This window comes from Mucilaginibacter sp. P5_A6, from assembly GCF_056400585.1.
The window spans coordinates 379,063-406,029 of record NZ_JBFUKZ010000001.1 but is presented as its reverse complement, the minus strand read 5'-3'; the positions used below and the strand labels follow the sequence as shown (position 1 = coordinate 406,029).

Sequence of the window (26,967 nt, the reverse complement as noted above, 5' to 3'; positions counted from 1 at the left end):
AAACTAAAACTTCCAGGTTTCTCACCTATATTCATGTTCCTTTTTCTTATCTCCCTTCCACAGTCAAGAGGCTAAACATTAAACCTGAAATGCATTATGTCGCCATCCTGCACAATGTAGGTTTTACCTTCAATACCCAGCTTACCGTTTTCTTTTATCGTAGCCTCAACACCATTGTATTTTACAAAATCATCGTATTTAGTAACCTCGGCGCGGATAAAGCCCTTTTCAAAATCGGTATGAATAACACCAGCCGCCTGTGGCGCGGTAAAGCCCTGGGTAATTGTCCAGGCGCGCACTTCCTGCACACCTGCGGTAAAATAGGTAGCCAGGTTAAGCAAACGGTAAGCGGCTTTAATCAGCTTGTTAACGCCCGATTCTGTTAAACCCAGGTCGTTCAAAAACATCTGGCGCTCCTCGTATGATTCAAGTTCGGCAATCTCAGCTTCTATTTGTGCCGATATGATCAGCACTTCGGCTTTTTCATCAGCAACGGCAGCTTTCACTTTTTCAACATAAGCGTTACCGGTACTTACAGATCCTTCATCAACATTACAAACGTACATTACCGGTTTGGCAGTAAGTAACCATATATCAGCAATGTATTCTTTATCCTCTTCGGCCACCGGAGCAGTACGGGCCGATTTACCAGAAAGCAAGTGATTTTTATAAACGGTTAAAACATCAAAGGTTTTTTTTGCCTCTTTGTCGCCACCGGTTTTGGCCATTTTTTCAACTTTCTGGATCTTTTTTTCAATTGAATCCAAATCTTTCAACTGCAATTCGGTATCAATGATCTCTTTATCGCGAATAGGATCAACAGAGCCGTCAACATGTATCACGTTATCATTATCAAAGCAACGCAAAACGTGGATAATAGCGTTTGTAGCGCGTATATTGGCCAAAAACTGGTTACCCAACCCTTCGCCTTTGCTGGCACCTTTTACAAGGCCGGCAATATCAACAATTTCGATAACGTTGGGCACAATGGCCTTCGGTTTAACTATCTCGGTAAGTGTTGTTAAGCGCTCATCCGGCACAGTAATTACGCCTACGTTTGGCTCAATAGTGCAAAACGGAAAATTTGCCGCCTGCGCCTTGGCATTTGATAAGCAATTAAAAAGTGTTGATTTGCCCACATTTGGTAAACCCACTATCCCACATTGTAAACCCATTTTGTTAAAAATTAAATAAGCCCCCTCTAAATCTCCCCCGGAAGGGGAGACTTCCTATGTTATTTGTGTTAAAATAGCCCTCCCTTCCGGGGAGGGTTGGGTGGGGCTTAAAGGCTGCAAAGATAACAGAAATTTTTGCCTAATAATTTGAAAAAATAAACGACTTTTGCCATCGTTAAAAAACGGAAAACGGTTTATAATAAGATGTAAAAAACGAGGGCTTTTTATGGAAGAGATGGTTGAGCAAATAGAATTACTACTGGAAAAGGAAGACAATACCGAATTACAGGAATATTTGAACAACCTTAATATATCGGATGTTGAAGAACTGATTGATGAACTTCCTGAACACGGCCCCCTTTTTATCGAGATCCTTTCTCTTAATCGTGCCGTTAACGTGTTCCGTATATTGGATTTCCCAACGCAGGAACGTATTATCAAAAAGCTTTCGGGTCAAAAAGTTGAAGAACTTATAAATGAGCTCCCTCCCGATGACCGCACATCCCTTTTTAGTGAATTGCATGGTGATGCCGTTCAAAAACTAATCCTGCATCTATCGCCCGAAAACCGCAAGGAAGCACTATCGCTTTTAGGGTATGAAGAGGACAGCGTTGGCCGTTTGATGACGCCAGATTACATTGCCGTAAAAAAAACATGGGATGTTACCCGTGTATTATCGCACATCCGTCGTTACGGTAAAAACTCCGAGACGATTGATGTAATTTATGTTATAGATGAAAACGGCCAGTTGCTGGATGATATCCGGATTCGCGAGATATTGCTGGTGAAACCCGAAACAAAGGTAAACGACCTGATGGATGGCCGCCTGATTGCCCTGAGTGCCAGTGATCCGCAGGAAGAAGCTATCAATATTTTCAGGATGAACAACCGCACAGCACTGCCCGTGGTTGATAAGGAAAATATTTTGCTTGGCATAGTAACCATTGATGACATTTTATGGATAGCTAACGAAGAGTATACAGAAGATATTCAAAAGATAGGTGGTACCGAGGCACTGGATGAACCATACCTGGATATTAATTTATTCCTGCTGGTAAAAAAACGCGTCGGCTGGCTGATCATCCTGTTTCTTGGCGAAATGCTTACCGCTACCGCGATGGGCTTTTTTGAAAAATCAATTGCCAAAGCTGTTGTGTTGGCCTTGTTTATCCCGCTTATTATATCAAGCGGCGGTAACAGTGGCTCGCAGGCATCAACCCTTATTATACAGGCCATGGCATTAGGCGAAGTTACTGTGACCGACTGGTGGCGGGTTATGCGCCGCGAACTACTATCGGGCCTTATGCTTGGCTTAACCCTTGGATTGATAGGTTTCATGCGCATATACATCTGGACATTATTTTCGCCTATTTATGGCCCGTACTGGATACTGGTTGGTTTAACTGTAGGCTGTGCCCTGGTAGGTGTGGTTTTATGGGGATCATTAGCCGGATCAATGCTCCCGCTGATATTGAAAAAACTGGGAGCCGACCCTGCCACCTCATCCGCACCGTTTGTGGCTACACTGGTTGATGTTACCGGCCTTATTATTTATTTTACCGTTGCGGTAATTTTAATGAAGGGCACGCTGCTTTAGGGATAAAATTACCAGGGTGTTACTCAGGTTTATTGATACTAAACCTTAAAACGGAATAGGATTAAAACAAAGAAACCCCGCCAAAAGCAGGGTTTTCTTGTAATATTAGTTTAGTGGTTGTTCAGTGTTATATCTCGAATGAGAAATCTTCATCGGCAGCTGCTTTGGCAATTTCGGCGTTTTCGCCGTATTCGTAGCGTTTTTCAACAACGTCCTGGTTTGCCTTAATGTAGTCAACAGTATCTTTTAACCCTTCGGCAAATTTTTCAAAATCTTCTTTATATAAAAATATCTTGTGTTTTATAAAAACACCATCCTCCAAACGTTTCTTGCTTTCTGTTATAGTAACATAGTAGTCGTTTGATCGGGTTGCTTTTACATCAAAAAAATATGTCCTCTTCCCGGCTCTCACCTTCTTTGAAAATACCTCTTCCCGCTCTCTATTGTCAAAATCTCCCATAATGAATATACCTGTAATTAGTTTTGGTTGGCATAAATATAAATAAAATTTCAAACTGCAAGTATTTTATTGAATTTTATTGCGCATTTTAAAACAAAACAGGCAATTCCTTGTGTCTGATTTTAATTATTAAGCGTCCTGCTCTTCTTCAAGCAGTTGTTTTTCGTACAGATCAAAATAGGTACCCTTAAGCTGCATCAGGTATTCGTGGTTGCCGTGCTCTACAATTTGGCCTTTGTCCATCACCAATATCTTATCAGCATTCTTAATGGTTGATATGCGGTGCGAAATGATAATACTCGTTTTACCCTGCATCACGCGACCCAGGTTATTCAGTATCTCTTCCTCGGTACGGGTATCCACTGCCGATAGGCAATCATCAAATATCAGGATCTGTGGATGCTTAAAAATGGCCCTCGCTATTGATACACGCTGCTTTTGACCTCCGGATAGCGTTACACCGCGTTCCCCTATCAGGGTTGTAAAACCGTGTTCCAGTTCCATAATGTTATTATAAACAGCGGCATCCTTAGCAGCCTGCTCCACAACCGGCAAATCAAGCACATCGGCACTGAAGGCTATATTATTGGCTATGGTATCCGAGAACAGGAAAACCTCCTGCGGCACAAAACCGATCTGCGACCGGTAGCCCTCCAGGTTAAATTGCTGCAAGGGAATATCATCTGCAGTTATTTCGCCGCCGGTGACATCGTACATCCGCATTACCAAATTGGCAATGGTTGATTTACCCGAACCTGTACGACCAATAATTGCCACCATTTGCCCCGGATCAACCTTAAAGGAAACATTTTTTAAAGCTTGTATACCGGTATCCGGGTAAGTAAATGATACATTATTAAACTCAAGCGCGCCTTTAAGGGTATGTACCGGCGCTTTGATCGAAATAATTTCGGGCTGCTGTTGCAAAAACTCGTTGATCCGTTTTTGCGAGGCCGCCGCGCGCTGGATGAGTGAAGTTACCCAGCCCAGGGAGATCACCGGGAAGGTAAGCATATTTAAATACACAATAAATTCGGCAATGTTACCCGATGTAATGTTTCCCTTCATTACCTCAACCCCGCCAACGTACATGGTAATTACGTTGCTTAAACCCACCAGCAACAGCATAATAGGATAAAACAAAGCTTGCACCCGGGCCAAAGCCATGGAGTGGGTTTTATAGTTCTCACTTTCGGCTGCGAAGTTTTTACGAACAAAACCTTCGCGCACATATGATTTGATGACCCTGATGCCCGAAAAATTTTCCTGCACAAAGCTGGACAGGCCCGATAACCGCTGCTGGATCTGCTCGCTGCGGTAATTGATCACATTGTTTACATAGTAAATGATGCCCGCCAATATAGGCAGCGGCAATACCGAAAATATGGCCAGCCTTACATTCACCGTAAGCATGGCGTATATCACCAGGATAAACAGCACCACCGTATTTATGGTATACATAATACCCGGACCCAGGTACATACGTACGCGACTTACATCCTCGGTAACGCGGTTCATCAGATCGCCGGTATTGTGGCGGCGGTAGAAGGCCAGGGAAAGGCGCTGGTAGTGACCGTAAATTTCGTTCTTCAGATCGTACTCAATATGGCGCGACATGAGGATGATGGTTTGCCGCATAAAAAACAGGAAAAGCCCCCTCAGCAGGGCCAGCAGCAATACCAACACGCCGAAAAGCATCAGGCTGCTGCCAAAGATATCATAGATCATACCCTGGCGGTTAAAACCCGCGAAAAGCTGGTAAGCGCCGATGTTTTCGGTAACCAGGTCAAAGGCTACGCGGATAACCTGGGCGGGCAGTACGCCAAAAACATTGGATATAATTACAAACAGCACACCGGGAATTAATCGCCAGCGGTATTTGTAAAAGAATTTGTTGAGGTACGCGAGGTCTTTCATAAAGCCGAAAGTCTGGAGTTTTAAGTCCGTAGTCAAAAGTATTAAAATTTGGGAGGATTGTTGCTGAGGGAAAGTAAACCGGGTGTAAGAAAAAAAATTGGCTGGAATTTTGGGCCAACGGTTAAGCCAATCTGCATCCGGGAAAATATGTTCATTTAAGTTAACTAAAATGGACAATAATTGATATAAAGAATAGAAATTATTAAAAAAAATCGAGAAAAATATAGAAATATTACATGATGCTTTTTTTAACCGAACTATCACCGTAGTCTGCCTCCCGGCGTTGCGTTCTTGTCCTGTTGGTTCACTTAAGTGTTCCCTTAAAAGCACCTTTGGGGTACCATCTTATCCAATGGGCTAAAACAAACAAATCTGATTCCTATTAAACTGAATAGTTACAGGTACGCTGCGCTTTTGCCCGCGCTGTGTCCCCAGGCCAAATCAGGAATAAAATCATCTACTGACAAAGTAGTGTCACCATAGGTATGGCAGGGGCTGCGTAACTTTGTATGTATCCCGGTTGTGAGGACCCACGAAGTTTTGAATTAAACATATCAAGTAAATTTTAAAAAAAATGTTAAAAGCACATTTTATATTAAATAAAATATATTATTTTTATCACACAAATAAAATCATATTACAATTCCTAATACCTTTTACCTACAACCTATTTAACCACCTTAACCCCTATCACAATAACATGAAACTATCTCATCAGTACTCTTAAGATACAACCCACACAATTCCTGATTTTAACTCATTCAGCATAGCCATAAAATGGTTGTTATGCCTGTTATGTTAATTTTTTTGAGCGGAACAAAGTTCTAATTACATTTTTTTTATCTCCCAAATAAACTATTACTCATCGTGAAAAAACTATCTTTTACACTTATTATTCTTTTATCAGTTTCGCAATTCTTACATGCGCAATGGACCAATGGCACAAATATTAATAACACCAATACAGGTAACGTTGGTATTGGCACTTCTACACCTCAGGCACAGCTGGATGTATCTGTAAACAGCCAGATCGGGGCTGGAGCAAATAAATTCAATACCGCTTTGACGCTGATCAAAAATGGTGATCAGTATGGTACCGATAATCCGGTATTCCTGATTAAGCACAGTGGCAACGGTAGTAATGTATTTGCCGGAGTTGGCTCAGATCTGGGAATAATCAGAATCCAGGGGTTCAACGCAACTGTGGCCAATAAGGCTATAAATTCAAATGATAATTTTTATGTCTTTACCAATGGTACGGTGGGTATTAATACCAATTCTATACCGGCCGGCTATCAACTTGCCGTAAACGGCAGCGCGATGGTAAATGGCAATATAAAAGCAGTATTAGAGCCAGTTTTCCCAACTAAGAATAATGTTAGTATTACCAATCTTGGCTTTTCTGGGCCTACGGGGGCACTAAACTGGGCAATAAGGGGCGTATATCAATACGGGGGTGGGGTTAATTTAAATGCGGATGGGGGAGATTTAGATATTATTAAATCATTAGATGGCAATACGATTTTGGGTACCAAATCTGATGGAACCGCATTGGGTAATGTTGGCATAGGTACAATAGATCCCAAAGGTTATAAACTTGCTGTAAATGGCAGTGCCATAGCAACCTCCATGACCGTGAAGCTTTACGCCAACTGGCCCGACTACGTTTTCAAAAAAGATTACCAACTCCCATCCCTCACCGATGTAAAAACCTACATCGACCAAAATCAGCATTTACCGGATATGCCATCTGAAGCGGAAGTTGCCAAAAATGGCCTTAACCTGGGCGAGATGAATAAGCTGCTGGTAAAAAAGATGGAGGAAATGACGCTGTATATGATAGAAGCGAAAGAAGAGATCAACGAATTAAAAAAACAAGTACAAGATTTAAAAAAACAAAATAAATAGATATATGAAAAAAGCTTTACTGCTAATGCTGGCCGGTTTAACCAGTATACATTTTGCTGATGCGCAAACCAAAAACGTTACGGTTGATGCTACTAATGATATATTAAATAGTAATACCAAAATAGTAGCCCAAACCTCAAATGGGCAAACATTTTTTACAGGGCATCAATTAGGCACAGGTTATTATTACCCCGCGGGGATTTTCCGGGCAATAACAGACAATAATAATAATGCTGCAAACTATTACTATGATGGTATAACAAATGGCACGCTTAACTTCAGTGTAAGGGCTGACGGGCAGGGTTTTTTTGCACGGAATGTGGGAATCGGCACGTCAGCTCCACTCGCACTTCTTCATTTATCCGGCAGCGGTGTTTCAACAGATGGAGGTAATAATGTTGGTATCAGCGGAAATGATCTGGCAATCCAGGCAAATACGGGTAGTCGGTCTACAACGTCCGGGGCTCAACTGGAATTTGTTATCCCGGCCAATACAGATGGCACTAACTTATGGGGACAAGCAAGAATAATTACAGTAGCGGGAAATTCAAATACACAAGACGCGACAGGGCAAATGATTTTAGGTACAAGGCGGATGTTTAACAAACTTGGAACCGGATCTCAATGGTATTATGGTAATGATTTAGTAATAGATGGATCTGGAAATGTTGGGATAGGCACAACCACACCTCGTGAGGCCCTATCTGTAAACGGCAACATCCGTTCCAAACAAATAAAAGTAGAAATCGCCAACTGGCCCGATTACGTTTTCAAAAAAGATTATCAACTCCCATCCTTAACCGATGTAAAAACCTACATCGATCAAAATCAGCATTTACCAGATATGCCATCTGAGGCGGAAGTTGCCAAAGACGGGCTAAACCTGGGCGAAATGAATAAGCTGCTGGTAAAAAAGGTGGAGGAGCTGACGCTTTATCTGATTGAACAAAATAAACGAATTGAAAAACTTGAATCACAAATAAATAAAAGTCATGAATAATAAGTCGAATTTATTTAAATCAGCTTTACTGCTGATCATATTAACAACATTGTCTGGGTTAGCTCACGCGCAATATTCTTATGAATATGTTGGAGGGGCAGCGCGTGTTTCATTGTTAGCAGGTAGTTTACCACCAGATAATGATGGTAACTGCGCCAAACTCCAGATTGATGTTCTTGGTGGTGGATGGGGTTCAAATAATACGGGGGTAGCCACTTATTATGTAGGTAATCGGGGCGGCTTGATTATTCACCAGGTAACTAATGGCAATGCTACAAGTTGTTTTACAATAAAAGCTTATGCCAACCCAAATGGCAATACCGATATATACATAGTTATTACGCAGGATTGGCAAGCGTTCTCTGTTAAATCCTGCAAATTAGGTAACGGAGGGCAATCACAATTGCAGACTATTGTAGTACAAACCCCGGTTGGGACAGATGTAACTCCCGCTATATTGCCAGTATTGATTACCGATGCCAATGGAAACATCGCTCTTAATACTTATGATTCCAAAGGCTACAAATTTGCGGTAAACGGCAACGCCATAGCTACTTCCATGACCGTTAAGCTACAGGCCAACTGGCCCGACTACGTTTTCAAAAAAGACTACCAACTCCCATCCTTAACCGATGTAAAAAACTACATCGATCAAAACCAGCATTTACCGGATATGCCATCGGAGGCAGAGGTTGCCAAAGATGGGCTGAACCTGGGCGAAATGAATAAGTTGCTGGTGAAAAAGGTGGAGGAGTTGACTTTGTATTTGATTGAGAAGGATAAGGAACAGAGGGAGTTAAAAGAAACAATGAGAATATTAGCCGAACGCCTGCAGGTTTTAGAAAAGAATTGATATGCTGAATGATAATGCATCATTTATCCATAAAATTAAACACACTTATGAATCCATTTAAAAATAATATAATTAAAGTGAAAAAGATTGCAACAACGATGGTTACAGTCTTCTTATTAGTTCAGCATGCTTTAGGGCAAGCCGAGTTGCCTAAAGTAATGCCGCCTTCACCCGAAGCAAGCTCTCTTGGTAAGTTTGTTGATATGCCGGTAGGGTTGTATAACGGTATTCCGCAAATTAGTATCCCCATTTTTAATATCCCTATCAATGGGAAGTCAATACCTATCTCGTTAAGTTACCATGCCAGTGGAATAAAAGTAAATGAGATACCATCATCTGTGGGCTTGGGTTGGGCATTAAATGCCGGTGGAGTTATTACCAGGACAGTAAGAGGAAAAGTAGACGAAATCGATGGTTATATGTATTCAGCTGCAATACCACAAGATCCTAATTGTTTGGTCGGAGAGCCCATGCAGGAATATATGCTCAATAGTAGTCAAAGTGCCGGGCATGGTGATACAGAGCCAGATTTATTTTATTTCAATTTTAATGGCATTTCCGGAAAGTTTGTGATTGATAAAAATAAGATTGTTCATCAAATCCCTTATACCAATATGAAGATAATACCGCTCAGTAATGGTCTGGGAGGGTGGAAGATTGTTACGGAAGATGGTATAGAATACAGTTTTACTACAATAGAAACCACCTCCGTAGCAGGTGTGGTTTCGTCTAATTCCTTCTACTTAACAAATATTAAATATCCGGACTCTGATCAAAGCGTTTCTTTTTTATATACAGCAAGTCAAATTAATTATGATCTTCCTCTTGGGGAAACATTGTACGAGCGTTCGACGACTACACAGAGCGGGGGTTGCGAAGGTGATTTGATGCCTGGCGTTATTCAGCAAAGTAGCTCCGGGTTAGCATTGTCATCCAAACAAATCTCAAAAATTACATTTCCTAACGGTCAAGTGGAGTTTTTACCAGGCAACTACCGTAAGGATTATACAGGAGGACGTGTTTTAGACAGGATTAAGATAAGTAACAATAATGGTTTAATTAAGAGCTTAAAATTAAACTATAATTACTTTGCCCCGGGTGCATTTTTAGAGGATGACGGCACGGCGACCGCCACCACAACAGCGAATACAAATCTGCGGTTGTGTTTAAAAAATGTACAGGAATTTGCGGCAGATAATATTACTGCTAAACAACCGTATATCTTTCAATATTATACTGCCGCTACTCTACCGGACCGATTTTCGTCAAAAGCACAGGATCATTGGGGGTATTTTAACGGACAAGCTAATACTACCCTGCTTCCTACGCATACAAGAGTTGACGGAACTACATTTGCTGGAGCTAACAGGTCCCCCAATGTAACCTACGCAAAAGCCGGTATGCTTACACAGATTACTTATCCAACCGGAGGGACAACAAACTATGATTTTGAATTAAACCAGGCGGCATCAGGTTTTTTCCCCGATGGGACAGCTTCTGGCTTTACCGGCAATTATATAGTTGGGGATTGCCATGCAGCAGGTGTAATGCAGTTCACTATTAGTGACGATTATAAAAGTTCGGTTCCTGTTACTATACAATTGAGGACCTATCAGGCAAATGATACTTATACAATAACCCGCCAAATATGTAGTGGTAATTCCAACGGCCCGCTTCCTACATCGGTGGTCACCAACATCTATTTCCAGATACTGAATGTTACAGATCCTAACGCTCCGCAAATTGTTTATAGCAGTTATGATGATAACTGGTGTATTGGTGACCTTAGTATGGCATTAGGCAAAACAATAGTTTTACCCAACGGAACCTACAGGATTAAAGCTATTCGGGGAAATAGCAATTTAACACTATCTGCACCAGAAATTATTTCCTCCGACGGTAATTTTACCTCCAGGTTCATATTTGAAGCCAAAGGTACCGTTCATAAAAAGCCGCTGGACGGTATAACTTCTACCCCGGTTGGCGGCCTCAGGATAAAACAAATATCGGCATACGATCCCGTTACGCAGAAAAAAATTATAAAATCTTATGATTATATTAACAACAATGTTTCGTCGGGTATGGCAAATTGGGCGCCAATTTACCAGTATACTTTTAATCGGGACTTTGTGCATTGCGATGTCACTTCGGGCGGCTATGGAAGCACAGCTTCTCATAGTTATACAGTGTATCATTCAAGCTCCAGCCTACCGTTGTCAGAAATGTTGGGTAATATTGTAGGCTACGGGAAAGTTACCGTTACTGAAGTTAATGAACAAAACCAGGCAGGCCTTAACGGAAAAACGGAATACTTTTATACGAACCCACCGGATTATAGCTTTAGTCCGGTCACTGCAGATACTTACCCCTACACGTCTTCGATATGTTTCTCTAACAGGTCGACAACGGCCTTAAACCAATTTCCTTTTGGACCAACGCTCTCACCTGACTGGAACAAAGGACTTTTAACAGACCAAATAGACTATCTACGGAACAGTGATGGTTCTTTCACCATGGTGAAAGAGACAACTCATAAATACAAGAGTGACTATCTTGGACAAATGTATGATTATAATCCTCAATATGATGTTGTAGGTATGGCAATGGGTATCAGTGATCAGAGGGACAGCCGCCCGGAAGACCTTGGATTACCTAATAGAAGCGTCTTTAGAGCACAGTTTTACTATATCCCTTCCCGGTATTCTAAATTAATAGAAACGGATGAAACTTTATATGGTCCATCAGCATCAACCACTACCGTCAAAACATTTGCATATGATAATTTGACAAATTTACAACCAACCAGTGTGACGTTTACTGATAGTAAAAAAGATGTTTATAAAACACTATATAAATACCCCAACGATTTTTCATCTGTGCCGGTTTTCGCTGCAATGATGGGTAAAAACATAATTAATCCGGTTGTGCAGCAGGATAACTATAAAAACAATGTGTTTTTAAACCAGGTAAAAACAAACTACGATACCTGGGGCAATGTAATAGCGCCTTCAACGGTGCAAACCACTACACTGAATAACCCGGTTGATTTACGCCTGCAATATTACTTTTATAACGGTAGTGGAAACATTTTAGATGTATCAAAAGCCCAGGGTCCGCACATAGGGTATCATTGGGCTTATAACAATCAGTATCCCGTAGCAGAGTGTAAAAACGCCACCAATAACGAATTTTATTACGAAGGCTATGAAGAAAGTACTGCCGCGGGAGTAACAACGGGAGTTTCGCATACTGGCAGTAAATATACTACCATTGCCACGGTGAGTTGGGCGAAGCCCGGTAGCCGTACTTACATGATCAGTTATTGGTACCTCAATAGCGGTGTATGGAAATATTCGGGCGAACAGCCTTATACAACAAACACTTATACCATGCAAACCGCCAACGGATATGATGATGTGCGTATTTACCCTGCCGATGCCCAAATGACTACCTATACCTTTACCCCGCTCATAGGCGTAACCAGCGCTACCGATGCTAAAGGTGAAACCATATATTTCGAGTATGACGGATTTCAGCGGCTGATGAACATTAAGGATAAGGATGGTTATATAATTAAACATACCGATTACCATTACCAGGGACTATAAACTAATACACCAAACCTTAAACATCAACAATATGGCCATTACCCATATCACCATAAAACCAGGGCTAAAACAGCTATGTTTAGCTTTAAGCCTTGTACTTGGGGCTTTAAGCTCAAAAGCGCAAACATACCTGCCGCCACCGGCAACACTGACCGCAACGCCTGCGGCAGGCTCATACTATAGTAATACCAGCATTACGCTAAGCCCTACTTTCAGCTTTGCGGCAGGCACAGGCAGCAGCCTGGTTTTATATATTGTAAATCCCGATTGCGTGCCGCAAACCACGGCTTTAAGCGCTAATCAAAACTATATATTAACATCGGTGCCGCGAATTGGGGGGATCACCACAGCAGCAGGGCTGGCCAACCGCAGTACTTGCGAGCTTAAGCAAACGGTGCAATACTTTGATGGCCTGGGCAGACTATTGCAAACTGTGCAAGTTAAAGGCTCCACCGCACTTAAAGATATTGTACAGCCTATAGCCTACGATAGTTATGGCCGCGAAGCTACAAAATACCTGCCTTATGCGTCTCCCACAGCCGATGGCAGTTATAAAGTTAATGCGATAAGTTCCGAAGTCGGTAATTTTTATTATCCCCCAGGCAGTACAGCAGCATCGGGCACCCAGCAAGGTAATAACATTGTTTATAACCCCTACCCCTACAGTATTACCAATTTCGAACTCTCGCCGCTCAATCGGGTAACCGAGCAGAGTGCACCAGGTGCAGACTGGCAGCCTGCTGCCGGCCACACCCGAAAAATGGTTTATACCAACAATAACCTTAACGCTTTTAGCGGGGCGGATACTACTATAAGTATGCGGGTAACGCTTTACAACGCGGCCATCAACAGTGATCAGAGTCGTACACTGACAATTGGGAACAGCGAGGGTAATTATTACCAACCCGGGCAGTTGTATGTGACTATAAGCAAAGACGAGAACTGGAAAAGCGGGAGAGGGGGCACCATCGAAGAATATACAGATATGAATGGCCGTGTAATACTTAAACGCACTTTTAACTTTACAGCGGGCGTCTTGCAACAGTTCTCTACCTATTACGTGTACGATGACCTGGGTGGCCTGGCTTTTGTGTTGCCGCCCCTGAGTAATGCCGATAATGGTATTACCAGTGCGGCCAACCAAACCACGCTCAACAACCTTTGTTACCAGTACCAGTATGATATGCGAAACCGGCTTATTCAAAAAAGGCTGCCCGGCAAAGACTGGGAATACATAGTTTACAACAAGTTAGACCAGGTGATAGCCACCCAGGATGCCATGCAGCGCGGTAAAGCCCCCCAACAATGGACTTTCACCAAATATGATGCTATGGGTAGGCCGGCTTATCAGGGTATTTACCAGTATCCCAATAGCACCCCCGGTACCAATTACCGGGCCGCCCTGCAATTGACAGCCGACGGGCAATCAACACTGTGGGAACGTCAGCAAGGCACCGGCACGGGCTACAGCGGCGGGGCATGGCCCCAGGCTAATATCCTGCGCTACCTGCAAATCAATTTTTATGATAATTACAGTTTCCCCAGCAATCCCTATGTTCCCAGTATAAGCGGGACGCTAAGCAACCCAACCGGGTTGCCTACAGCCAGTATGACAACTGTACTACTACCCGATGGCACTTACGGCACCATGCTATGGTCCATCAATTACTACGATGCCAAAGGCAGGCCAGTACAGGTGCTCAAACAGCATTACCTGGGCGGGGAAGCCAGTTTAAACGCCAACAATTACGATGAAATAAACACTATATACGACGACTTTACCAGCGAAGTTAAACAAACCATTCGCCACCATTATGTTGCCGGCGCGCAGGTATTGTGGACGGCTACCGGGTACACATACGACCATATGGGCCGCAAGCTGCAGACCACCGAAGCCATTGCCAGCGGCACCGCCGCCCTTCCATCACCTACTGTGTTGTCGCAGTTCGATTATAACGAGATTGGACAGGTGAAGACCAAACATCTGCACAGCGCTCCGGGAAAAACTACCTTTATGCAGGACATCGGCTATACTTACAATGAACGAGGCTGGCTGTTAAAAAGCAGCGCCCAGCTGTTTGAAGAAGAGCTTCAATATAATACAGGCATTATCAAAAACTTGATGACACCCCCTAAATATTACAATGGCAACATCGCCAGCCAGAGCTGGGTAACGGCTGCAGCGCAAAACTCGAAAACCTATATCTACAGTTACGACCAGCTGAACAGGCTAACCAGCGGCAACTCATCTGATAATTATAATGAAAACGGGATAACGTATGACCTGGGGGGCAATATAAAAGCTCTGCAGCGCACCATGGGCAGCACAACGGCAATAGATAACCTTACCTATACCTATACCGATGCAGGCAATAACTACACCAACCAGGTGCAAAACATCAGCGATATAGCACCGGATAATAGCACCAAAGGCTATAAATTTGGCAATAACCAGGCGTACCAGTACGATGCCAACGGTAACATGAAGGCCGATGCCAGCAAGGGCATCACCAATATCAGTTATAACCTGTTCAATCTGCCACAAACGGTAACAGCTACCGCGGGGACAGTTACCTTTACGTATAATGCGGCAGGCAAAAAACTGCACAAAACGAGCACCATATCGGGCGCGAATACCGATTATATAGACGGGATTCAATACGAAGGCGGCAGCATCAGTTTTATACAAACGGAAGAAGGGCGTGCGATAAATAGCGCGGGCACCTACCATTACCAGTATACCCTTCCCGACCATTTGGGCAACAGCCGTTTGAGTTTTGATACCAATACCGGCACCGCAACTACCCTACAGCAGGATGATTACTACCCTTTCGGTTACGAAATAACAAGAGGAACTACAGTGAGCCCTAAAAATGAATATCTTTACAATAATAAAGAATTGCAGGAGGATTTAAAGCTTCTTGATTACGGGGCGCGGTACTATGATCCGGTAATTGCGAGGTGGACAACAATTGATCCGCTGGCGGAAGTATCAAGAAGATGGTCGCCTTATAATTATGCAGCCAATAATCCTGTAAACAGGATAGATGTTGATGGATTATTCGATCAAGCCTTGTTAGATCAGTGGCGAAAAGAGGATTTAGACGAGCAAAGGGAGTATATAGAGAAAAATGGTTTAGGTGGCGGGGGCTTTGTCAATCCAGACGCGCCTGCTGTAGCACAATCTTCAGATGATAAAGAAGATGATGGGAGCGATGATCAATGCTGTGTCACTAACCGGGATGCCACGCAAACTTCGAGCCAAGCTAATAAAAATGGAATCGCTACAGGTCCAACTATTGTTGAAAACGGCAAAAGAATACATGTTTCAACAATAAAAAAAGGGGTTATCTCAATGGACGGCGTAACCAGTATAGAAAAATATGTCAATGTTTTAAAGGGTGCAGTTAAAGCGAAAGGTAATGTTAAAGCATCTGCAGACGAAGCAAATCCTTATCTTGACAATTTGGAAGATTCTTATGGAATAAAGGGTAATTCGGTTAATGCTTTAAACCTTGTTGTTGGAGTCACTCAAACTATGAAAGGCGTTTCCAAGGGTCCAACGGTGGCTACAATTTTGGCGTTTGCTGCCTATAGTTATCAGCTAAGCGTTATAAAAGATGCAATCGAACAAATTAGAAAAGATTACAGCGATTCAGGTGGGGGAGGGCTTATCGTAATTACCGAGAAAATAGGGAGCCATTTACCTGAGCAGAGTCCAGTTAATACTACAGTAATAAAGTTTTATCATCCTGAAGGAGGGCTATTCAGGCAACTTTCAATTATTGAATAATATAATAATATATATGAAAAAAAGTTTGCTGAATAAGATATTTTTGCCTGTGATAATCACAGTTGTTATACTTGTTAGTATTATATTAATATGGCCCGTTTTTAAAATGGCAAGCCACAATTTAGTATTCGGTACGTTCTTTTTATTTTTAATTATGTTAACAATGATTCGTCCTAAGATTAACCCAAGATATAAAAATATAGAAGCGGCTATTATAGGAATGTTAATTTTATTGGTCTTACTTTTTTTACGAATCTGGGGACAAAATATAAAGATATAGCCCACGCTGCCGCAAGCCTCCGAGCTTGTGGCCCGCATGCTAAGTATTGAATTTGCAAATCCCGGATGTACGTTTCATCCGGGATTTTTTGTACCGTCGCTGGTGCACGCGTGTCGCGTGTACCTCAGCTGGCGCACGCTCGCCTCAGCTGGCCGTCGCTGGTGCACGCGTGTCGCGTGTACCTCAGCTGGCGCACGCTCGCCTCAGCTGGCGCACGCGTGTCGCGTGTGCCCCGCTGATAGGTAAACAATATGCTTAGTAATGAATTGAAAAGCCCGGATGAGTGTTCATATCCGGGCTTTTCTTGCAATATGGTGCAGTTTGATATTTATTTTAACGGAATGGTTTTAACTTTATGCAGCTAAACCAAATTAATGAGCAGGAAATATAAATTTACATTACGGTAAACGACCAGGACACACGCGACACGCGTGCGCCAGCCAAGGGGATGATAAGATGCTTAGAGCGTTAAAGGCCTTTGGTTGGCCAGGTAAACTATTTTAAAAATGGGGACATTTAATACATTAATTATTCCGACAGAATGCCAGAACTGTCATCGTTTGTTTGACCAAAAGATCCAATTCTGCTTTGGCGAAACATGGCAGCATTTTTACAAACGAGGAGACAAGATTAAACGGAGCAATCCCGTCCATGATATAGGCAAGCCAGGCTTGCCAAGGGTGAAGGCTTTCGGAAGCTCTGAAAGTGGCGTTTGCCCGTTCTGTAATTACCAGAATCCTGACGAGTATAACATAATAATCGAAAATGACATTATTAAGGGAATCGACGCTCCCGTTGATATGGATAAATACACTGAAGAAAACAACTATAATTATTATGTCGACGAATAATTACAGCCACCGTAGCTGGGGTACGCATGCCTCCCTCTGCTGGTGCACGCGTGTCGCGTGTACCCCGCTGATAAGTGAACACTATGCAAATCCCGGATGTTAATTCATCCGGGATTTTTTTGCATCCCAAATGTCGCGTAAAGGATAGAAACGGATACCGGCCAAAGTGGCTAAGGCCTCGCGCAGTATGAGTGCATAGCCTGCCCCCCGCTTCTACCAGCGGGGGATACGCCCAAATAATGATTAAAGAATACGGTCGATTACCTTGTGTGGCAGGAATGCAAGCCTATACAAGCAGCCAAAACACCAGCCCATTAATGCCCGACGCTTACCACTCGTGTTACTTTCCATTGGCCATCTTTATATTGCCATATGTGTACAAATTTCATGACACCTATTACCGGCTGGCCGTTTTCGGTATGGGTAAAGCGGTGGGTTCCCATTTCAATAGCCCCAAAGCCGGGCATCGGGTATACCTCCAGGCTTTCGGGCAGCAGGTCGCGCCGCAGATCGGCGGCCTGTTTGTTTTCAAAAATGCCTTTAAAACCGGCCATGGTGCCATCGTAGCCGGTAAGGCCCTTGCCATCGTTATAAAACTCTACATCGGCCGCAAATAAAGTTTTAAGCACCTCCAGGTTACGGCTGTTAAAGGCGTTAAACATTACGCTATCCATATGGGCAATTACTTCAAACAGCGCAGGGTCTTTAGGCTTAAAAGCCGTGGTTTGGGCATTGGCGGTAAAACCGACTGCAATGGTAATAAACATTGCAAAAAAACATATGCGGGAAAATAGACGTTGGGTTTTCATGGTTAAAAGTGTTAGTTATACCGGGTAGACGCCCGCGAAGTGCCCATAGTTACAATTAAACTAAAATATTTGCCTCGACCTGTTTTTTTGCCAAAAAGCGCCTGGCAAGCCATTTCCGCACAGGCTCGTCGTACAATTTTAGCGAGGCATAAGCAATGGCAACGCTAACTACAAACAAAAGCAGGCCAATCCAGATACCATAATCCATAGGCACCTTATTTTTTGCCACCCAGCCGGTATACAGGTATATCAATGGGTAATGTGTAATATAAATTGGGTATGATATTTCGCCAAAAAACCGGCACACCTTTGCCGAAAACTTACTGCTTATGTGCCCCCCCGCGCCAATGGCAACAATGAGCGGGAAAATAAGGATGATAACAATAGATTCATACAAGCCATTCATCCACAAGTGTTCGCTGCCGCCAATGCGGGGGATAAACAACACAAGGGCTACCAGCAGGCTGCTTACCGTAAAGGCGCCTTTTATATGAATGAGCCTGCCCATGCGCGAAAGCAGCAGTCCCGCAAAAAACGGGTAAAGCAAACGGGCGAAACCAATATTAAGCTGAGCTGTATTAATGCTCCAGCCACCAATAACATCGCCCTGAGGCCCCATTATCAAATACTGAACAAGAAAACCGGCGAATAAAAGCACCAATACCGCAAGCACCTTTTGCGAAACTTTACGAAAAACCAGCGCATACATAATATTGGCAATGTATTCAAAAAACAGCGACCAGGCGGGGCCATCCAACGGATGCATTTCCTGCCAGCCGCGTATATCCATAGATACAGGCAGCGGGATCATGGTAAAACCAACCAGCATTACCAGCAGCAGCTGCCAAACGGGCGTACCTGCTATAAGCGGAAACGCCGGACTGGCCTGGAAATAGAAAAGCAAAGCGCCAATTACAGTCCCCATAATAACCATGGGCTGCAGCCTGATGAGCCTGCGTTTGTAAAAATCCCACTGGCTCATTTTCCCCCAGCGGTCGTCATAAGCGTAAGCCACCACAAAACCCGAAAGCAGGAAAAAGAAATCGACCGCCAGGTAGCCATGATTAATGATCTGGTTGAAACGGTTACCGGAGTAGGTTTCTAAAACGTGAAAAGCCACCACAATAAGGGCGGCAACGCCACGCAGGCCATCTAAAATTGGGTAATGTTTTTTCGAATCGGGATAAGCAGGCGATACATTCATTTTACTTTGTGATAATTATAAATGGATAAAATAATGTTTAATCAGGTTAATGGCGCCCTTTGGTTGAGGCAGCAGCATTTGATGCTAAATGTGCTTAAATAAATTGGAAATACATAAATGAAATTTTGCGGGCTGGAAGCACCCCAAAATACCGGCTTGCATTTTAGTTACAAATATGAGAAAGCTTTCTTTTGTAGCATTCAGGATGGCGAAGCAGTTTTGGCTTTTGACTTTTGGCTTTTGACTTTTGACTTTTGACTTTTAACTTTTAACTTTAAAAAGGGCGACTACCCCACCTACCTATGCAACTTCCTTTTGCGCAAATAAGCCAACAGTTCCCTGGGCCTGTCGGTTTGGATCATGGTGGCGCCGTGGGCTATAAGCCAATCCCAGCTGTCTTTGATATTGCCATCGTCTACAGCTGTATCGTCGTCGTGACCCCCGTTAAGGCTGGCCCATAGGGAGTTGATCCATATTTTTGAGCCATATTGGTTAATGAACCGGCTATCGGCTAAAACCGAGGAGGTATCTTTTTTAAAGTTGAGCTCAAACGCAACGGGCTTTATTTGTTTTTGATACTCGCTGATGATGGCCCTGGCCGCTGGCTGATCTAAAGAAACTACCGGCATAAAAACTATGCTATCCAGCAGTGCCGGGTACCGTTTGCGTACTTCGGGATAGGTGGCATCGGTTTTAAAAATGGCCTGCTGCAGGGTGCCTGTTTTTTTTAATACCTGGTAAGCCTGGGTGTAATAATCATAGCTTTTATCAAGGTTTACCAATACTTTACCTTTTGCCAGCAGCATTACCTCTTCAAGTGTTGGGATGGTTTGTTTGGTTACCCGGCCGAGGGCATTTTTAAGGTGGAACTTTTTAAGTTCGGCCATGGTATAATCGCCGGGTTTGCCTTTACCATCAGTAGTACGGTCGATGGTCCAATCGTGCATAATTACAATTACGCCATCACTGGTGGTGTTTAAATCAATTTCTATTACATCAACCCCCATATCAATAGCATACTGATAGGCCTGCAATGAGTTTTCGGGCGCGTTACGCCAGTCGCCACGGTGGGCGGTTACCATTATATTTTTATCAGCAGGGCGGTGTAACTGCGCAGTAATGTATTGCAGTTGCGCGCTGCCCTGTCCAAAACCTTTGCCCGCAGCTAATTGCAGCCCGGCAATGGTGATCAATGTTAAAAGCTTTTTCATTTATTTTTGGCTACTGTTTAATGAAAGCGACCGGCAGTTCTGCCGGTCTCTTTCAAATTCATTTTAATGTTTAATAACCAGGGTTTTGCGGAAATGCAGCCGGATTATTCATAATGTTTATTTCGGTTTGCGGGATGGGGTACAAAAACTGGTAAGGGGGAACAGTTAGTTTAGTTAAGCCGGAGTTTTGCAGCGCCGCTATGGCCGTATTGGTGCGCACCAGGTCGAACCACCGCTGTAATTCAAGCGGCATTTCCAGTCGGCGCTCCTGCAGCACAGCAGTACGAAAACTTACCTGATCTGGCAAACCGGCAGCAGTAAATGTTGTTGCGTTGGCTCTTGACCTTACCGCATTAAGGTACACAAATGCATCGCCGTTAACGTCGGCATTATAAGCTACCTCGTTCAGGGCTTCGGCATACATCAGCAATACATCGGCATACCTTAAAATAATATAGTCGTTACCAAGCGTATTGTTTGATGGATCGAAGGTGTCGTAATATTTTTTTACCGGCTTATTGTTGGCGTTCAGGGTAACGGTGTTCAGCAAGTCGCGGCGGGTATCCGTAGCCCCATACGCACTTAACAACAATGGATCTAAAGCCGGCTGGTTAAAGTAAGCGGCCAGGGCATGGCCCTGCCCTACCAGTGTTTTCTCGTACCTTACCGCGAAAATAATTTCGGAATTCATTTTATTGGTTACGCTAAAAACATCGGCCACATTGGGCAACAAAACATATTTGTAAGCATTACTTCCCGGCGGCACGAGGGCGGCCAGCGTGCTTACTGCCTGCGGGTATTTTTTTTCGGTAAGGTAAACCTTGCCCAACAGCGCTTTGGCTGCGCCGGATGTAGCCCTGCCAATATCTGTTTTAGCGGTGTAGCCGGCAGGCAACTGGGCAATAGCCTGGTTAAGGTCGGCTTCAATAGCGCTGTACAATTCGGTTGTTGAATTGCGACTTAGTTTTTTTGCATCAGCAGCGGTTATTGTTTTTAACACCAGCGGGGCTGCACCCCATAAACGCACAATGTTAAAATAGTGCAGGGCCCTTAAAAATTTAACCTCCCCTTCGTACTGGTTTTTTAAAGTGGCATCGGCAACCAGGCTGGTGTGTTCCAAAACATTGTTGCAGCGCGCTATAGCATTATATAACGATGCGTAAGCATCATTGATGCCGGTATTATCGGCCTTGGCTAAAAAACGGTCGATGTTAAAATCGCGCCCTACGTTGCCGCCGGGGTTTTGGTCTTCTACGTTATCGCCACGGGTTTCCATCATGGTAATAAACCTGTCCTGGTACATGGTTTGGTCCTGCAGGGCGGCATAGCTGGCTGTTACGGCATTGGCAACATCGGCAGCCGATTTAAAAAAACTGGCATCGGTAACCTGCGATTGTGGTGTAAGATCAATAAACTGCTTGGTGCATGACAGCAGCAGGGTACTGCTTAATATAATGGTAACGAATATCTTTTTCATTGTTGTTTGCTGTAAATGTTAAAACTTAAGGTTGATACCCAACAGGAAGGTTTTTGATAAAGGGTACGACCCATAATCGACCCCTGGCGTTAAAGGGCTGTTATTGGCCGCTATAGGGTTGTTGCCCGTATCGTTACTCACCTCGGGGTTATAGCCGTTGTATTTGGTAAACGTGAACAGGTTTTGCCCCGTAACATAAATCCTTAAGCCTGCAATACCCACTTTTTTAATAAGCTGCTGCGGAACGGTTACGCCCAAAGTAATATCCCTGATGCGCAGGTACGAACCATCGGACAGGTGATAGGTTGAAATTTGTGCGTTTAAACCTGTTGCACTTCGGTTTAACCTTGGTACAAAACCGTTGCCTGGCTGTGCCGGCGAAATGTACCTGTTATCGTAAATCAGCGGCGATGAATTTCCGTAACCTTCGGTTGAGCTATAATGCCTTTGCCCTATATTGGCTACCGTATTACCAAACAAGCCCTGCGCGGCTACGCTTAAATCAACGATGCCATATTGCAGTTGAGTTGAAAAACCGTAGGTAAATTTGGGCATGTAATTACCGGTGATGGCTTTATCATTGCCATCAATAATACCATCGCCGTTGATGTCTTTATATTTCATATCGCCGGGCTTGGCTCCCGATACTTTTGCAGGGGTGTTGTCAATATCCGCCTGGTCTTTATAAATCCCGGTTTGTACCAGGGTATAATAATTGCCAATTGGCTTGCCCACCTGCGTAATAAAGTAAATGGTATTTTCGGCCTGTGTAACGATAGACTTAACGCCTCCTAAATCAATCACCTTATTAATGTTTCTCGAAAAATTAGCGCTGTTAGATATTTTTAGCTTACCAATCTGGTTGCTGCTGCTTAACGATACCTCGAAACCGCGGTTATTAACCTTACCAACATTAACCAGGTTGGTAGTGTAACCTGTACTTTGCGGTACCGGCACGTTTAGCAGCAGGTTGGTGGTGTTGTTATTATAAACATCTATAGTTGCTGTAAGGTCATCATGAAAAAGGCCTATATCGGTACCAACATTGATGGCAGATGTTTTTTCCCAGCCCAGGTTGGGGTTGCTGGCGGTTGACTGGTATAAACCGGTTGACAATGCAGTGCCGCCTGCCGGGCCATAAACATAGTTAGCCGGCGAATAGCTGGCCAGGTACGAGTAATTACCAATCTGGAAGTTACCCGTAACACCATAACTTGCCCTTAACTTAAATGAGCTGATGGTTTTAACATTTTTCATAAAATCCTCATCGCTGATTATCCACCCCGCTGATACCGATGGGAAATAACCATATTTATTATTGGCGCCAAACCTGGATGAACCATCCCGGCGAATGGCACCCGAAAGCAAATAACGGCCCTTGTAGCTGTATTGAACCCTGCTTAATGCCGATAGCAGCGACCACTCCTGTATGGCAGATGTAAAGCCGGTTATACTGGTTGCACCATTTAAAGTTTGCACAATATCTGTAGGATAACCGGTGGCCGATATAGCACTTGAAGTGCTGCGCTCCTTTTGCGCAGTATAGCCCAATATAGCTTTGATGGAGTGATCGCCAAAGGCTTTGTTGTATGACAGGGTATTTTCAACAAGCCAGTTGGTAATACCGGCGGTTATATAATTGCCGGTAGGTATTGATGGCGTAAGCCTGGTAATTGGGTTAGGCAAGGTTGAAGGGCGGTAAGTGCTCCTGGAAAAATCGCTGATATCTGCACCTGCCGAGATCTTATACTTCAGGTCCTTCAGTATTTCATATTCGGCAAAAATGTTTGCTAACAGCTTTTTCTCATAGGTCCTGTCTTTTTTTAACATGGCCAGGGCAACCGGGTTAAGTACGCCAGGTTGCGAATATTGCCATTTATACTGATCGTAGTTATAGGAACCATTAGCGTTATATACCGGAAAAAACGGTGAGGCTACCAGTGCCGCCGAAATAATATTTTCGGAGTTATCATTAAACCGGCCTTCGGTAGGTAAATAATTGTAAATACCATAATCATAGTTAATACGGGTGCCTAACCTCAACCTGTCGTAGTGGGCATCAAGGTTAACCCTGCCTGTATATTTCTTGTAACCTGAGTTAATAACAACCCCATCCTGGTTAAGGTAGTTTCCGGAAATGTAATAGCTTATTTTATCCGATCCGGCGGCAATTGATAAGGTATGGCTTTGCATTGGCGCCTGGTGAAAAATCTGGTCCTGCCAGTCGACATTAGTTAAACCGGTTTGTTTGTTTAAATAGGGGGAAATTTCGGGAGGCAGCAAGTAGGCAAGGCTGGTATTGGTTGCTGCTGCGCCTAATTTGCTCAGGCGGCTGGCATTATCATCAGTAGCGCTGCCGGTAAGCCCTTTACTTGCCAAAAAATCAAAGTAAGTATTATTGTGGGCATTATAAATTAAATCGGCATATTGATAAGCATCAAGCCGGGGGATTTTTTTTGTAACCGATTGGATGCCATAATAGCTGTTTAAACTAATCGCCGGTTTATCTTTATTTCCTTTTTTTGTAGTGATAATAACAACACCATTTGACCCGCGCGAACCATATATTGCCGCCGCCGAAGCATCTTTTAACACATCAATGCTTTCAATATCATTCACGTTGATAGCATTTAAGGGATTTACTTTAAAACCTGGCCCGTTAACATCGTTATCAGATAAAGGCACCCCATCAACCACATACAAGGGATCGCTGCCAGATGTTACACTGCCCCTGCCCCTTATTGCTATAGCTATACCTGCACCCGGCGCACCAGCGGGCTGTAAAACTTGTACACCTGCCAGTTTACCGGTTAAAGCTTTATCGAGCCCTGTTGATGGGAAATTATTGATCTGACCGGCGCCTAAAGAGGCTACCGAAGTGGTGATATCCTTTTTATTTTGGGTGCCATAACCTACTACAACTACATCCTTTAGCTGGTTGGTTGAAGGCTTTAAAACTACATTGAGGGTAAGTTGTCCGCCGATAGCTTTCTCTAACCTTTCATAGCCTACAAAATAAAACAGCAGCGTATTGTTTGCATCGGTGTTGATATGAAAATTGCCATCAGTATCGGATATGGTTGTTTTATTATCCTCTTTTACCGTTACGGTAACACCTGGCAGGGGCAGGCCCTTTTCGTCAACTATTTTGCCGGTGATATTTACGGGGTTAAATTTCCGTGTAACTTTAGGCTTGGTTTCTTTATCAATAAGTATGTTATCGCCAAGCTGTTTAAAATTAAGGTTTTTGGGCGCAAGCAGTTCTTTTAAAACCTGGTCGACCGTTGCGTTTTTGACCGAGAGTTTTTTTACCTGCTGATCTTTAACCTGGATACTTGGGTATACAAAATGAAAATTTGTTAATTTTTCAATTCTGCTTAACACATTCGCCAGCGGTTCGTTTTTTACATCGATACTAATTTTAACTTCCTTGAGCGCCTGTGCGTCGCTGGTATGCGCTAATAACGTTAGTGCGCTTGCACACACGGTTATTAAAACAATTAAAGAAATTTTCATTACTTGAATCAGGGTTTTAAAGGCATACGTAGGTGAGGTTTCATCCGCGTTATTGCAATACGATGCCGGTGCATTTCTTTTTAAAAGAAATTTCATAAATTTGATAGATTTTAAATGTTTAAATGCTAATAGTTAAAGTCATTTTAAAACCGTTTTGTCTCGACCACAAAGCGGTTTTGTTTTTTTAAAGCCTTGCTTTATATTTTCTTTATAGCGTTACAGGTAATCGTCTTTGTTCATAATCATTTTATTTAATGGTTATCAATTTATTCCTTACATCCTGTTCCTGAGAATGCAACTGTTTTTTCCTTGTTGTTTATAGTGTAAGCGGTATTGCTGATAGCCTTTAATACCTTAAGTAAATTGGCGAGCTGAATTTTATTATTAAAACTTGCTGTATAACGGCAGTCTTTTAACCCTTTGTTATCAAAACTAAAAGTATAACCATACCATTGCGAAAGCCTGATGGCGATATCCTGCAAGGTTTGATCTGAAAATTGCAGTTTGCCATCTTTCCAGCTCATCAGCGCCTCTGCATCAACAGCCGACAATTTGCTTTTACCGGTAGCCGGCAGGTAAGTAATTTGTTTGCCTGGCGTAATTAAACCCAAAACACGCGGCCCGGCGGCTACTTGTACTTTTCCCCTTATAACGGTTACGGCATTACTACCCGCGTTTTTGTAAGCCGCTACCGAAAAAGCAGTACCCAATACCGTAGTGGTTAATTTGGCGGTATGCACAATAAATGGCCTTGTTACATTGTGTTTCACATCAAAAAAGGCTTCGCCGCTTAAATAAACATCGCGGGTGGCAGTAGTTAAACTTTCGGTGTATTTTAAACTGCTGCCGGCATTTAGCCAAACAGACGAGCTATCGGCAAGTATAATATGTAAGGTATGCCCGGTTGCCGCAGTTACCTGTTTAAAGACAGCTTTTTGCGAAGTGCTGATTTTTTGATAAATAACTACAGTAATGCTCAAAAAAAGCAGCAGGCTTGCCGCAATGGACAAGGGTTTAATAAATTTAATAATACCGATTTTTTTGGAGACTGCAGTGTTTCTGTGTAATAAGGTTATTTTATCTTCAACCGCTTTTAACGATTCCTTTGCCGACCGCGCTATTTTTGCAGCATCGTTATTATAAAACTCCGGCAGGTTTTTGTCCATAGCATTGTAGTATTGCTCAACCAACAATTTTTCTTCTGCCGTGCATTTTCCCGAAAGGTATTTTTCAATTAATATTTCCCACTTATCATCGTGCATTTACTTCTCTGTTTTTGTAAGCTATATTGCTTCTGCAACCCATTAC

Annotated in this window: 17 protein-coding genes; 8 read left to right on the top strand and 9 right to left on the bottom strand. The window is 43.1% G+C overall.

Features of this window, described 5'->3' with window-relative positions:
• Positions 1-71: 71 nt before the first annotated feature.
• Positions 72-1,175, bottom strand: coding sequence for a redox-regulated ATPase YchF (gene ychF / locus AC1DO4_RS01700; RefSeq protein WP_477401460.1), 1,104 nt, complete (start codon positions 1,173-1,175; stop codon positions 72-74).
• Between the two features lie 226 nt (positions 1,176-1,401).
• Here ychF and mgtE point away from each other — a divergent pair, with 226 nt between their 5' ends.
• Complete coding sequence (gene mgtE, locus AC1DO4_RS01695) at positions 1,402-2,772, top strand: magnesium transporter (protein ID WP_477412371.1); 1,371 nt, start codon at positions 1,402-1,404, stop codon at positions 2,770-2,772.
• 127 nt (positions 2,773-2,899) lie between these two features.
• On the opposite strand, the gene AC1DO4_RS01690 is transcribed toward mgtE, so the two are convergent.
• Positions 2,900-3,232 carry a DUF3276 family protein gene (locus AC1DO4_RS01690; RefSeq protein ID WP_477412369.1) on the bottom strand — a complete coding sequence of 111 codons (333 nt, stop codon included), beginning with the start codon at positions 3,230-3,232 and terminating at the stop codon, positions 2,900-2,902.
• Between the two features lie 129 nt (positions 3,233-3,361).
• On the bottom strand, positions 3,362-5,149 hold the full coding sequence (locus AC1DO4_RS01685) for an ABC transporter ATP-binding protein (protein WP_477412367.1): 1,788 nt from the start codon (positions 5,147-5,149) through the stop codon (positions 3,362-3,364).
• A gap of 867 nt (positions 5,150-6,016) precedes the next feature.
• Between AC1DO4_RS01685 and AC1DO4_RS01680 the strand changes: the two genes are divergently transcribed.
• The 7 genes from AC1DO4_RS01680 to AC1DO4_RS01650 all read left to right on the top strand — a co-directional run bounded on the left by AC1DO4_RS01680 (position 6,017) and on the right by AC1DO4_RS01650 (position 17,442).
• Positions 6,017-7,057 (top strand): hypothetical protein, encoded by a 1,041-nt coding sequence (locus AC1DO4_RS01680; RefSeq protein ID WP_477412365.1) that lies wholly within the window; start codon positions 6,017-6,019, stop codon positions 7,055-7,057.
• Between the two features lie 4 nt (positions 7,058-7,061).
• Positions 7,062-8,057, top strand: a complete 996-nt coding sequence (locus tag AC1DO4_RS01675) for a hypothetical protein (RefSeq protein WP_477412363.1) — start codon at positions 7,062-7,064, stop codon at positions 8,055-8,057.
• Positions 8,050-8,910: a hypothetical protein gene (locus AC1DO4_RS01670; protein WP_477412361.1), complete on the top strand. Its 861-nt coding sequence runs from the start codon at positions 8,050-8,052 to the stop codon at positions 8,908-8,910. The genes AC1DO4_RS01675 and AC1DO4_RS01670 overlap by 8 nt, the downstream gene beginning before the upstream one ends.
• Before the next feature lie 47 nt (positions 8,911-8,957).
• Positions 8,958-12,518 (top strand): RHS repeat domain-containing protein, encoded by a 3,561-nt coding sequence (locus tag AC1DO4_RS01665; protein WP_477412359.1) that lies wholly within the window; start codon positions 8,958-8,960, stop codon positions 12,516-12,518.
• A 31-nt stretch (positions 12,519-12,549) separates the two neighbouring features.
• Positions 12,550-16,311 (top strand): DUF6443 domain-containing protein, encoded by a 3,762-nt coding sequence (locus AC1DO4_RS01660; protein WP_477412357.1) that lies wholly within the window; start codon positions 12,550-12,552, stop codon positions 16,309-16,311.
• Positions 16,312-16,324: 13 nt separating this feature from the next.
• A complete protein-coding gene (locus AC1DO4_RS01655) occupies positions 16,325-16,591 on the top strand; it encodes a hypothetical protein (RefSeq protein ID WP_477412355.1) in 267 nt (88 codons plus the stop codon).
• 506 nt (positions 16,592-17,097) lie between these two features.
• The gene (locus AC1DO4_RS01650; RefSeq protein WP_477412353.1) at positions 17,098-17,442 is read left to right on the top strand and encodes a hypothetical protein; all 345 of its coding nucleotides are present in this window, start codon (positions 17,098-17,100) and stop codon (positions 17,440-17,442) included.
• A 314-nt stretch (positions 17,443-17,756) separates the two neighbouring features.
• Here the strand turns inward: AC1DO4_RS01650 and AC1DO4_RS01645 are convergent, their stop codons facing one another.
• The 6 genes from AC1DO4_RS01645 to AC1DO4_RS01620 all read right to left on the bottom strand — a co-directional run bounded on the left by AC1DO4_RS01645 (position 17,757) and on the right by AC1DO4_RS01620 (position 26,921).
• Entirely contained in the window at positions 17,757-18,251 is a 495-nt protein-coding gene (locus AC1DO4_RS01645) for a nuclear transport factor 2 family protein (RefSeq protein WP_477412351.1), read from the bottom strand.
• 55 nt (positions 18,252-18,306) lie between these two features.
• Complete coding sequence (locus AC1DO4_RS01640; RefSeq protein WP_477412349.1) at positions 18,307-19,455, bottom strand: acyltransferase family protein; 1,149 nt, start codon at positions 19,453-19,455, stop codon at positions 18,307-18,309.
• Positions 19,456-19,751: 296 nt separating this feature from the next.
• Positions 19,752-20,666 (bottom strand): glycerophosphodiester phosphodiesterase family protein, encoded by a 915-nt coding sequence (locus AC1DO4_RS01635; protein WP_477412347.1) that lies wholly within the window; start codon positions 20,664-20,666, stop codon positions 19,752-19,754.
• A gap of 70 nt (positions 20,667-20,736) precedes the next feature.
• Positions 20,737-22,143, bottom strand: coding sequence for a RagB/SusD family nutrient uptake outer membrane protein (locus AC1DO4_RS01630; RefSeq protein ID WP_477412345.1), 1,407 nt, complete (start codon positions 22,141-22,143; stop codon positions 20,737-20,739).
• An 18-nt stretch (positions 22,144-22,161) separates the two neighbouring features.
• On the bottom strand, positions 22,162-25,755 hold the full coding sequence (locus AC1DO4_RS01625) for a TonB-dependent receptor (protein WP_477412343.1): 3,594 nt from the start codon (positions 25,753-25,755) through the stop codon (positions 22,162-22,164).
• Between the two features lie 170 nt (positions 25,756-25,925).
• Positions 25,926-26,921 carry a FecR family protein gene (locus tag AC1DO4_RS01620; protein ID WP_477412341.1) on the bottom strand — a complete coding sequence of 332 codons (996 nt, stop codon included), beginning with the start codon at positions 26,919-26,921 and terminating at the stop codon, positions 25,926-25,928.
• Positions 26,922-26,967: the final 46 nt, after the last annotated feature.